This is a genomic window from Suicoccus acidiformans (assembly GCF_003546865.1).
Classification (GTDB): Bacteria; Bacillota; Bacilli; order Lactobacillales; family Aerococcaceae; genus Suicoccus; species Suicoccus acidiformans.
In genome coordinates, this window is sequence record NZ_CP023434.1 from 1,377,189 (window position 1) to 1,388,988 (window position 11,800).

An 11,800-nucleotide genomic window follows, 5' to 3' on the forward strand; every position below is an offset into this window, starting at 1 on the left:
CTTAGGCCACCTCAACTTTCAATTCGTACGGCGTATTATCATTGACAACTGAAATTACATTTAAAATAATTTTTATTATTCCCCTTCTCCCATGATATGGTTGAAAACCTAGGGATGCATCAGTCTTCGTTATTTTCACTATTTTATTTGTATCATCTCGATGTGCCGCACCAATAAATTGATCATTTATAAAAAGAGAAAAGTTTATCTCACCTTTTTGACGTGCGATAATTTCTTTTATCGTCTCATCATCGGCAGGTTCGGGATAATTAGCCTGCCAAGATGTTTGTATATCTTCAACTAGCGTTTTATCGATAACTTTTACTTCTCGCATACCAAAGGATAACGTTACATTTAATTCTTCGAAATCATCGGGAATGAGTGTGATGTATGTAATTCCACCCGTAAACCCTTTATTCAAACTTCCCTTTATCTTCATGATTTCCATATTGCCACCTTCTTTTCAAATACTTGTCAATCAAGAATGTAAATTTAGTATAGCCCATCACGGAATTTACTTCCATAAATTTTATGTAAAGATGATGTAAATTCCATGTTAAGGAAGTGTAAATTTAATGTAAATAAAAAACTTATCCTCACAGATAAGGATAAGTTTAAATATGCCTAACGAAACCAAAAATCACTGATTGTTGTAAATGCTAAACTAAAGTTACCAGTTTCTGCTAATTAAGTTTTTCCACTTTTGCTACTCATTTACTGGATCATCTTGTACAATATTATTTTCAATATTTAATGAGGTGAATCTATGATAGGAGCAAAATTAATGCTATATATTCAAGTTAAGCAGCTTTATGAGAAAAAGATGAAGATTTCTCAAATAGCTAAGACACTCGGTCTATCCAGGCCAACAGTCCGGAAATATTTAAGTATGTCCTTTGAGGAAGCAGAAGACTGGAGTCATAAGCAAGGAAAGCGTAAGAAAATTCTTGATGAGTACCAAGAGTGGATACTCGAATGGTTGAGGGAATACCCTCATCTTAGCAGTGCTCAAGTCAAGGATTGGTTATTGGAACGCTTTCCGGATTTGAAAGTCGGTGATAGTACTGTGCGACTATATGTCACGCACCTTAGAGAGGTACATCAAATACCTAAGCAGGAAAGTCCGCGACAGTATCAAGCAGTGCCCGAACTGCCAATGGGCCAACAAATACAAGTAGATTGGGGTGAGAGTACACAGAAGACAGATAAAGGAACAAGCATTAAGCTATACGTAATGTGCTTTATTCTGTCGCATTCTCGATACAAATATATGTATTGGCTAGACCGTCCCTTCACAACTCAAGATGCCATTCGTGGCCATGAGTTAGCCTTCCAGTACTTTGGTGGACGAACTGAAGAGATTGTCTATGACCAAGACCGGATCATATCTGTATCAGAGAATGCGGGAGATTTAATATTAACATGTCGCTTTCAACAGTATGTCAATGAAAGAGGCTTTAAAGTCAGCTTGTGTCGTGCAGCGGATCCTGAATCTAAAGGAAAAATTGAAAGTATGGTGAAATATGTAAAACAAAACTTTGCTGATAGTCGCGTATATTCTAATCTTGATAATTGGAATAAACGTGCCATCCGATGGCTCGAGCGAACAGGCAATGAGAAGAAACATGAAGTAACGAAAAAAAGACCCAGAGAAGTATTCGCTACCGAAAAAGAATACTTAATCCAGGTCCCTCAATTAAACACATTTCCAGATGTGATTAACACAAGTATAACAAGAAAAATTAGTAAAGACAATACAGTCATGTATAAGAGTAATCGATATTCCGTTCCGCTTGGAACGTATGGCGCATTGCCTCACAATCAATGCTTAGTGTCACTGACTGATGAAGAACTATCAGTGATACATCCTGTTACACAGGAAGTGATAGCCACGCACAAATTAAATCAAGGAAAAGGAGCATTAATCCAAAAGAAAAGCCACTGTCGTGACAAAAACCGAAGTTCACAACATTTGAAAGAGTCATTACTAAAGCAGCTTCAAACAGATACGATTGCGACTCGCTATGTGAAGACCGTTTGTAAGAACTATCCTCGTTATCAAATTGATCAACTGACGATGATTCAATCGGTTGTAGATGACGATATAAACATCGCTATTAAAGGGATACACCAATGTGACAAGCTCAACTTATACAGCGCAAATGATCTACGCTTGATAGTTCAATCTTTAAAGCAGCGCGAAGCATCTGAACGCATTGATATTGATGGATCTAGTGATAATACAATGAGGGATACCTATTATGTAACGACTAGACCCATGTCAATATATACAGACATTCTGAAAGGGAGTGAACACAAATGACACAGTCTGTCAGTGACCTTCAAGAGAGCTTCAAGCAGCTGAAATTAGGTGAAACAGCGCAACAGTTACCGATACTGTTAAGGCAAGCAGAGCAAGACAACTTGACCTATTTGGAATTTTTAACGGAGTTGGTAAGATACGAACAAACACAACGAGACGCCAAGCGTGTAGAACGGTATATGAAATGGGCACAATTTCCCTATCATAAACGTTTGTCACAATTTGATATTCAGGCTCAACAGAGTCTAAGCCAGCGACAATTAAAGCAATTAGGCGAACTAACTTGGATTGATGACCAGTTCAATTTGATTTTACTGGGACCTCCAGGCGTTGGCAAGACGGCTTTAAGTGTAGGCCTTGGCATTGAGGCGATTGAACAAGGCTATCGAGTGATGTTCGTGACTATGGGGCAATTAATGACCTATTTAAAAACTGAAGAATTCACACGCAAATCGCAAATTCAACTGAACCGCATACGCCAGGCCGATTTAGTCATCGTTGATGATTTAATGTATATGGCGATGGAAACTTATGAAGCGAACTTGTTTTTCCAGTTGATAAGTCAATTATATGAACATTCATCGCTAATAATTAGCTCAAATAAAGCCCCAGATCACTGGGGTGAGCTAATTGGTGATCCTGGCATTACAACGGCTATATTAGACCGAATTTTACACAGAGTAGAGGTGATTAATCTAAACGGTGATAGTTACCGCATGAAAAATAATCAGAAAATTTTTTCCGCTGAAACTTAGCAGAAGTGGAAAATATTATTTAGCAAAAAGTGGAAAATTTTACTTGACGGTAACAATTGTTTGCTTATCATTACCATCTTGTTTTTCTTTCTTCATTAAAAGGTAAATATATAAGCTATCGAAAATTAGTTTCATAATAGATTCAGTATCAATGTATTTTGTTTCGCGGTTACTGTAATTTGATACGGGAATTATTTGGTAATCACCCATTTTATAGAGAGAACTATTCATTGATGTAGTAAAACTTATAATGTGAGCACCTTTCTTCTTAGCTTCATGCACGAAGGTAATTACATCATCTGTCTCCCCGCTTTGACTAATAGCAATGACTAAATCACCCTCGCCTAACCAGCTTTGCTCTAAGATAGATGAAGTAAAACTGTCAATTAGAAAAACATTCTTGTAAAGCAAGCGCAGACGATAATATAAATTTTGGGCCAGATTTCCTGATAAATATGCGCCAACAATATAAAGATTATCATTAGCATCAATTAACTCAGCTACTTCTGACAAAGTTTTTGTATTGAGCTGTTTAAGGTTATTTTGGATATTACTGATATGGTTAAGGAAGAAATTATGCATAACATTTGCATAATCTGTACTTTCTATTTCTAATTCATCGTAATGAGACACTCTGTTTTCTGACACATCTTGTGCACATACATATTTAAAGTCTCGAAATCCTGAATAACCAAGTTTCTTCGTAAAACGAACAATACTAGATTCAGAGACATCAATATCTTTAGAAATATCACCAATGTTAATATGAATAATTTCTTCGTAATGTTCTAGAATATACCTAGCAATCTTCTCCTCACCAGTAGCATAACTATCCATCTGTGCCTTAATTAAGTTGCTGGGTGACATCTTATCCATAAGCTTTCCTTTCCGAGCATTTTATATATTTTAAATTAAAGTTATTTCACAGAGTTTATTTTAAACGAGCTTGAAAATTTTAGCAATCCTTGTCATTAAAGTTTACAAAAGCAACTCTTAAGAGAGTAGCTTAAACTAATGAGTTTTATCTTAACATTATCCTTATCTGATATTTCTACGTAACACAAAATTCATACTTAACCATAAATAACAGCAGTCTACCTAATTATCCTTTAGGTAGACTGCTCCTTTTATCTATACTCGGTGTCAATCGCCTTCAATTCTTCACCGATTCGTTTTACAATCCCTGTCACTAACGCATTTCCCATAAAGAATAAACGCATCCGTTTGCTTACTTCAACAACTTCACCAGTATCAAGTTGTTTATACTTGGTCCAGTCGTCTGGGAAGTCCTGAAGTCTCTCTGCCTCAATCGGCGTAATAAAGCGAAGGCGTCCATTCTGATTGACAATATGTGTAGAGCGGTTGACGGTTCCTTCTGACGTTAACATCGTTCGACCTGGCAAGTCAAGCGCATCATGAGGGCTCATACCACCTTCGGAATAAACATAAGTATGTCCATCAGCTGAAGTGCGTTCAATCTTCTTAGGGCCTCTGAGATATGCAAACTTCTCTACCTGCTCAGGCGTTAAATAATACTCCTCGGAAACCTCTGATTCGTCTTGAAGAATTTCACCCAGGGTAATAGGAGTCTCATCACCTAAAGGATCAGTGTCAGCTGTGTAATAATAACCATAGCGCATAATACCACTATTCCAGAATTTACCATCTGAGAATTCATCTGAAACCTTCGCAACATCTTCTTCAAGGATATTGAAGTTTCTTCGGTTTCTAAATGGAATTTCTTTGACCGGAAATTGCCGAGCGAATAGTCCATCCTTAAAGATATAGTCAGCATACGTATCGAAATCTTTTAAATTCAGTAGATTATCTTCTTGAGCTGTTTCATATTTGGAATCTAAGTAATTTCCCCATCCACTATCATTGCGAAACACAAAGAAGAATACGCGGCGTCTTCTTTGGGACCGGCCATATTCAGCTGCATTAATCACTCGCCATTCTACTGAATAGCCTAATTGATTAAAAGCAGCTAACATAACCGCGAAATCGCGGCCTCTTTGGCTTGAAGGTGCTTTAAGTAGTCGGTCTACATTCTCCAGGATGAGATATTTAGGTTCAATGATACGGGTGGCTCGAATAATTTCCCAGAAGAGGACCCCTTTCTTGCCTTCGATTCCCATTTCATTCTTCTTGCTTCTTGCAACGGAGTAATCCTGACAAGGAAATCCGCCGACAATCATATCTACGCCCTCTTCCTTCATTTGCTCAAAGCGAGCATCTGGGATGTCTGCTACGTCATCTGGAATATGCGTCATATCTGGATAACGGTATACGCCTACTTCATAGGCGTCTTGACTTTTTCTTGATGGTTCATATTGATTTGAATAAATGGTTTGAAAGAATTCTGAATCAGCATTATCTAATCCAACCGTAAATCCTCCCACCCCATCAAACATTGAGAAAATTTTCATAGGATGTTCCTTTCGGTACGAACTTTCGTTCTTGTTGCTTAATTATTATACTTCAAAGAAGAAAAAAGATCAAGCATTTTCGCTTAATCTTTTACAATGTCTGCAATATACCCATTGTTAAGCCAATATGCCTGCTTCGTAACCATTTGACCGTCAGGTAGTTGCACTTTATCGCTAGCTTTTTGAGCTTTAGGTCGTATGTGACACACGCCGTTAAATTTGGCTCCTGGTAAGTTGTTCGATACACCACGGAATGTCGGGGTGAATTTAACGCCTTCCCTTAGAACCGCTCGGCCTGCTTGCCACATGTTTCGTAACTCATTTTGGATAGTCCGTTCTGGCATATTCCAAAGTACGATTTTCTTAAGATACAATTCTCGGTTCGGATTCTCACGTGCTGTCTCGCGGTACTCAAAGACCGTGAAGAGGAATTTCGTTGCTTCAAATTTCTCATAGAACTGTGAATCTTCAAAATCTTCAGTTAACCAACGCTGAAAGTCAACTTGTTCAAAAGACATATGCTCCTTCGGCAAACCATTAGGTTCCAAGCGAATCGTCTTGAATTCGATATTTGCTTTGGAGAATTCTTCGATTGCTTCGAGTTTCGTTCCTTTAATGCCCAATATACGTGAGACAATTGGTATAATCCGTGCTTTATTCTTTTTATTGAGGGGTAAGCTAAATTGTTCGCTTAACTCGGTCAATGTCTTGCCAATATAAGGCGCGAAACGTTCTTGAAGGATTTCTTCGATTGTCTTTTCTTGTAATTCTTGAGAAGTCGTTAGGCGTTGAACTTCTTCTTGATTGAATTCCCGACGAACTATGGCGGTCATGTAAGATTGCTTCAAGGAGAAAGCTCTTTGCATAGCAGGAATATCTGAGAAAGGTTGCTGACGAAGTGATTTTCTATTAGCGCCTTTGGTACATGCTCCAAGATACATCGTATCGCCTTCGGATAACTCATGGGCCTCGCCTTTTAGAATCCGTTCAACAATATATTCCCAATCCTGGCGAATAATTTCAAAATCTTTATCCGAGAATTCGTGAACGATTGATTTAAGGATATGATATTCATCACGCGACTTTTCCTTTTCCCATAAGTAGAACATCAATAATAGGCGCTCATTCTTCCGCCAAAATGCAGAATCTTCAAAAACATATTTATACTCACTCATGAAATCAATAATATTTAACACAAGTCTCTCTTTGGCTGAATAAGTACCATTCTTGTTTTCTTTAATCGGGGTAACTTTCAGTTCAAGGCCTAACTCTTTGAAATCAGCTTCAGGATTACTATTAATTTCATAGCCGAAAAGCCCTTCTTCAATGATTTGACCAAGGCCACCCTTATTCCCTCTGGACGCTAGACGATTATGTTTGTCATATTGTTTAAATTGGTGGCCTGATGCGGTATTAGCGGTATTAAGTACTTCTTCAATCGATTTGTATTGCATAATCGGGCCTCCTTAAAAAATTCAGTGTATCTACTATACCATATTTGCTGTAACTTCGGGAATAAATGATTTTACCAGGTCATTCAGGCACTCTTTCTTACCATTCAGGCAACTTTCGTTTACGCCCATTTATTTCCTGGTATATTAAGGCTGTAAGATAAATGAATCATCTAAGGCTGAGCAGGTAGGACGATGGGTATGATGGCGACAGATGTAAGTTATTTAACAGATTTTATGATTGCTTTCTCGTATTCACTCCAGCAACCCGGAACGTTACAGACTACTCCGCTGGTCGCGGGACTGGATACTGTCGCTGCTCTCATGCGCCTCTTAGAGGCCATTCCAGAATCAATGGCAACTGAACCAGCCTTTGACTTAGCTCTGTTAGATGATTCTTGGTTCCTCTTACAGCATGCAATGCAATCCCTTGCACCCCTGACTGCGAATTTGCGCTTTGAAGTGCAGTATTTCGCTGATGGGAGCATTGCATATGAGCGGGATATTGATACCCCTAAATTATTATTGCCGGCTTTCTGGGAAGTTTTTGTTCAGCGTTTAATTCAAGAAGTCATTCAACTCTCTCAAGGAAAAATCTCTTACCTCGAATTAACGCATCGCTTCGACAGAGCTTGCCAGATTTGGCTGGGATAATGAGACAAGCGTCCGAGTTTTGTACCTGGACGCTTGTTTTTTCGTTATTTAGGTAAAAGTCTTGCTTGAGAATTAGTTGCGTAATGAAATATGTTCGCTAAGCTAATTACTCATCTGCTACTGCCGTTTCTCCAGCAAGTTTGCCAAATACCACGGTGTCGGTTAAGGCATGTCCGCCTATGCGATTTCCTCCGTGAATGCCTTCTACGACCTTGCTGCCAGCAGTGTAAAGACCAGGTATAACTTCTCCATTCTCGTCGAGAACATGAGCTTGTGTATCAATACGCAGCCCATCCATTGTATGGTGATGTGAAGGAATTCTTGGTAGTGCATAGAATGGTCCAGTCTCATTTTTTGAGTTAATAACTTCCGGGCGAATGGGTCATTGTCACTATCCACGTCTTCATTATAGGTTTCAATGGATGCTTTGAGAGCATCTGCTGGAACCCCCCATTTCTTCGGCTAATTATTCAAGCGTTTCATCTTGCACCCAGCCATATGCACCAATATCTAATAGTTCCTGCATTGGAATACCATCGATATTCAGATTGTTTTCTGGTTCATCTAATGAATCTGTTGAATTTATCAGCCACATCATAGCGTCTGTTTGATCAAAGACACCTAAGGAAATTACATCACGTCTTTCATCCTCTGCTACGAAGCGTTCACCTTCTTGATTGACAAAGATAACGATTTCTGCTGAAACATCATATACACCTGAGAGTATCCCAGTATTTGGTGCGCCTAGATAGAGGAATTGCATTTGATCCATATCTCCTAAATCAGCACCAGCTTCGATACCCATTTCAATTCCATCACCTTGGATACTATTCATATTTGTAGAGACGGTATCTTTATCAAGCTGTCGCCATTTCTCACTATCCGCATATTCTAGAACTAAATCCATATTCTTTGAGAAACCTCCAGTGGCTAGAATAATACCATTCGCTGCATTCAGTATTAATTCACTACCATCTGGATTGGTAACAATAACTCCTTGAACTTCATCATCTTCCGATTGGATAAGAGATTCCCCCTTAGTGTTATATAGAATCTCCACACTGTCCAAAGATTCAATGCTTTCTATGTAACTTCAATAATTCCAATTCCTAAAGGTTCGGTAGTATTATGAGAACGAGAATGAAGGTTATTTGGTGCTTGGATAATTTCATCCACAAACTCAACATCTAATAAGCGCAACCATGCTAAACCAGAATATGCCTCTTCTACTAAATAATTACTAACTCAGGGCCAGCGATATTATCTCCACCTTCAAGGGTTTGCTCTGCAAATAATTCAGACGAATCTTTAATATCTTGCTCAGGTTGTCTAACAGAATCAGGCGAATTATAAACACCACCAGATACGACAAGGTTCCCCTCAGCAATACCATTTGTTTCAATAACGATTACATTAGCGCCTGCTTGACCTGCCGAAACAGCTGTGGCAAGTCCTGCACCACCGCCTCCGATAATCACGACATCAACATTCTTTTCTGTTTCATAATCTTTCGGTTCCACTGCATCAGCAAATATATCTTCAGAAGCACCTGCTTCTTCTAGCGCTTCACGCACAATGCGTTTAACACATTTGAAGAATTAGTAGCCGCCGTAACTCCTTCGACTTCAGTGGTCTGTTCATTTAAGATGTCTCCAACAATTAATTGAATAGCAACTTTTCCAACACCTTCCGTTTCGAAGTTGTCTTTAATTTGAATATCTGTAATGCTTGACTCATCCACTGTCACTTCAACAATCATCCTACCCCCAAAACCACTAGTTTCGACCTCATAAGTCCCAGGGGGGACAAGGCGTTAGATTCGACATGGACATTCTGGACATAAATATCTGAAAAACTTGAACAGAGCAACATCGACGTTAGCAGAATTTTCCCAATTATTCTCATAAAAATCCTCCTTGATAAATAAATCGTAGTAACACTATCATGAAAACGCTTTATGGTTAAAGGAAAACTCTCATGAAACACTCACTTATTTAGCATTATTAACGCAGCCTGTAACAAACCTTCTTCAGTTCCTATAAATAAGTTCTACTAACATCTATTTTACAAAAAATCCAGGTCATACAACCTGGATTTTTCAGTATTCCCATAAGCTTTGTAAGAGTGTACAACTCCATAAAGACTAAACTACTCCTATTCCACCATAATATAAAACAACGTTACTGGCTCATCAGAACGATTTTCACACCAATGGACTTCTCCTTTGGGAATAAAGCTTAACTCTCCTTCTTGAATTTCAAAGGGTTTTCCACCTGACTCACCAAAGAGTTGACCATTAATAATGATCGAATATTCGTCGCCAGCGTGCTCTGAGTAACCTGTTTCTGGTAATTTTGTATGAGGTGGTATGATGGATTGGCCCATGCTCACTTGATGGTAGTTGCCTTTCTGTTCGAGGAGGCCTTCAACAATATGGCTGACTTGGGTATTGATTTGAAATTTGTCCATTGCTCCACCTAAATTCGTTGGCCCGTCTCAACATTAACTCCAAAGATTTCTCTAGCAATATCGGCATTGTAGTAGCCGTTGCGAACATCTTTGATTACTTGGTCTACCGGACGGTCAGTAGGAAAACCGTATCCGCCGCCTGTCCCAGTCTTGAGGATGACTCGGTCATCGGTATTTAGAATATACCTTGGATACATACCGTAAGGACCATCGATGCTTCCATCTTTCTTCTCGAAGTATACGTCGTTGGAAGAGCCTTCATGTCCACCATCCACACCCCATGGCTTAGATTCATGGTGTCCGAAAGTTACACTGGCAGTTTGACCGTCATTTAAGGCGCGATATATTCGAGTGATACCGAAACCACCAATATATTCCCCTGCGCCTGCCCCATCATTATCAATACGCAAACTGTATTCATCAACTAGGACACCGTAACGTGTTTCAGCAACTTCTACGGGCACATTGTAGGTTTCGCCGTTGCCGTAACAGAATTGGCCGGATTGACCATCTGCATTGGGGCTTGCACCCCAACCGCCGTTTGTAGGTTCAACCAGTAAGAAGGCTTGGTCGGTTTCAGGATGCAGACCTCCCAAAACTAAGGAACAGACGGCTGAATAGTGACCTGCGCCTAAGCGATGTGGTAGAATATCGGCTAAGGCTTTTTGGATAACGTTGATGACTTCTAACATGGTAATGAAATAGTTTGATACTGGCACTGGGCGTTCGGCTGACATTATGGACTTAGGTTTGGCAATGATATGCATCGGTCGGAAGATACCGTCATTGACTTCCTGATCCGGTGTCGCAATCGACAGGAAGATGGCTCGAACACCAGCAACCAGACCGGAATAGGTTAAATTGATTGGGCCAGGTGCTTGCCCGGCTGAACCGGTGAAGTCAAAGGTTATTTCCTCACCGTCAATGGTTATTTTGACTTTGACGAGGAAGGGGCCATTACCTAAGCCATCCGTATCAATGTATTCTTCTGCTTCATAGATACCATCAGGTAATTTCGCCAATTCTTGTCGAGAAATGGTCTCCCCGTGATTTAATAAATAGCGTACAGATTCTTCCATGACTTCTGGGGTGTAACGCTCGTAGAGTTCAAGGAGACGTTGTTCACCTAAGCGTAAAGCCGATATTTGGGCCCACATATCACCGAGAGATTGATCAGGAAAGCGCACGTTGGAACGTATTATGTCGACTAATGCTTCATTAATCTCACCTTCGTTGAAGAGTTTCACGCAAGAGAATTGCAGGCCTTCTTGATAGATGTCTACAGAATCATTAGTGAAGGAACCTACGTCTTTACCACCAACTTCAGACCAATGAGCTTTATTAGCCGAGAAGCCAACTAGATTATTCTGATAGAAGATAGGTAGGACTAGGCCAACGTCAGATAAGTGTGAGCCACCGCCTTGATAGGGATCGTTAATGATAATCAAGTCGCCTGGTTTCAGTTGCTCACCAGGGAATTTTGCTAAGGTCTCTTTGACCATGAAGGTTAACATTCCGATAAAGCCGGTGATACCATTGCCTTGAGTCAAGAGATTTCCTTCGCGGTCCGTAAGTCCACTAGCATAATCTAGCGTTTCATAGATAATTGTCGACATGGATGTCCGAGCAAGAGAGGTGAACATTTCCTCGCCAATGGAATGCAGGGCATCTTTAATAATTTCCAATGTAAATGGATCTGTATGGTATTGTTGGCTCATC

At 39.7% G+C, this 11,800-nt stretch carries 12 protein-coding genes and 1 pseudogene; 3 read left to right on the forward strand and 10 right to left on the reverse strand.

What is annotated here, in order from left to right:
* Position 1 precedes the first annotated feature (1 nt).
* Positions 2–448: a DUF6669 family protein gene (locus CL176_RS06510; protein WP_118990575.1), complete on the reverse strand. Its 447-nt coding sequence runs from the start codon at positions 446–448 to the stop codon at positions 2–4.
* A 318-nt stretch (positions 449–766) separates the two neighbouring features.
* Between CL176_RS06510 and istA the strand changes: the two genes are divergently transcribed.
* Positions 767–2,323, forward strand: coding sequence for an IS21 family transposase (gene istA, locus CL176_RS06515; protein ID WP_240430329.1), 1,557 nt, complete (start codon positions 767–769; stop codon positions 2,321–2,323).
* Positions 2,320–3,078 (forward strand): IS21-like element helper ATPase IstB, encoded by a 759-nt coding sequence (gene istB / locus CL176_RS06520; RefSeq protein ID WP_118989491.1) that lies wholly within the window; start codon positions 2,320–2,322, stop codon positions 3,076–3,078. Before istA ends, istB begins: the two co-directional genes overlap by 4 nt.
* 39 nt (positions 3,079–3,117) lie before the next feature.
* Here the strand turns inward: istB and CL176_RS06525 are convergent, their stop codons facing one another.
* The 3 genes from CL176_RS06525 to CL176_RS06535 form a co-directional block, all read right to left on the reverse strand.
* Positions 3,118–3,954, reverse strand: a complete 837-nt coding sequence (locus CL176_RS06525) for a MurR/RpiR family transcriptional regulator (RefSeq protein ID WP_118990576.1) — start codon at positions 3,952–3,954, stop codon at positions 3,118–3,120.
* Positions 3,955–4,205: 251 nt separating this feature from the next.
* Positions 4,206–5,507 carry a DNA (cytosine-5-)-methyltransferase gene (gene dcm / locus CL176_RS06530; RefSeq protein ID WP_118990577.1) on the reverse strand — a complete coding sequence of 434 codons (1,302 nt, stop codon included), beginning with the start codon at positions 5,505–5,507 and terminating at the stop codon, positions 4,206–4,208.
* A gap of 83 nt (positions 5,508–5,590) precedes the next feature.
* Complete coding sequence (locus tag CL176_RS06535; RefSeq protein ID WP_118990578.1) at positions 5,591–6,961, reverse strand: Sau3AI family type II restriction endonuclease; 1,371 nt, start codon at positions 6,959–6,961, stop codon at positions 5,591–5,593.
* Positions 6,962–7,159: 198 nt separating this feature from the next.
* On the opposite strand from CL176_RS06535, the gene CL176_RS06540 reads away from it, so the two are divergent.
* A complete protein-coding gene (locus tag CL176_RS06540) occupies positions 7,160–7,612 on the forward strand; it encodes a hypothetical protein (RefSeq protein WP_162890867.1) in 453 nt (150 codons plus the stop codon).
* A 106-nt stretch (positions 7,613–7,718) separates the two neighbouring features.
* Here CL176_RS06540 and CL176_RS06545 read toward each other — a convergent pair whose 3' ends face one another.
* From CL176_RS06545 to CL176_RS06570, 6 genes and pseudogenes are all read right to left on the reverse strand, one after another.
* The gene (locus tag CL176_RS06545) at positions 7,719–7,991 is read right to left on the reverse strand and encodes an FAD-binding protein (protein ID WP_118990580.1); all 273 of its coding nucleotides are present in this window, start codon (positions 7,989–7,991) and stop codon (positions 7,719–7,721) included.
* Positions 7,992–8,078: 87 nt separating this feature from the next.
* Entirely contained in the window at positions 8,079–8,681 is a 603-nt protein-coding gene (locus tag CL176_RS06550; RefSeq protein WP_162890868.1) for an FAD-binding protein, read from the reverse strand.
* 160 nt (positions 8,682–8,841) lie between these two features.
* Positions 8,842–9,186: an FAD-dependent oxidoreductase gene (locus CL176_RS06555; protein ID WP_162890869.1), complete on the reverse strand. Its 345-nt coding sequence runs from the start codon at positions 9,184–9,186 to the stop codon at positions 8,842–8,844.
* Positions 9,171–9,374: pseudogene (locus CL176_RS06560) on the reverse strand (FMN-binding protein); the annotation flags it as partial. The pseudogene CL176_RS06560 and the gene CL176_RS06555, both read right to left, overlap by 16 nt.
* A gap of 392 nt (positions 9,375–9,766) precedes the next feature.
* The gene (locus tag CL176_RS06565; protein ID WP_118990584.1) at positions 9,767–10,081 is read right to left on the reverse strand and encodes a cupin domain-containing protein; all 315 of its coding nucleotides are present in this window, start codon (positions 10,079–10,081) and stop codon (positions 9,767–9,769) included.
* Between the two features lie 8 nt (positions 10,082–10,089).
* Positions 10,090–11,799 carry a hydantoinase B/oxoprolinase family protein gene (locus CL176_RS06570; protein ID WP_118990585.1) on the reverse strand — a complete coding sequence of 570 codons (1,710 nt, stop codon included), beginning with the start codon at positions 11,797–11,799 and terminating at the stop codon, positions 10,090–10,092.
* Between the last annotated feature and the right edge of the window lies 1 nt (position 11,800).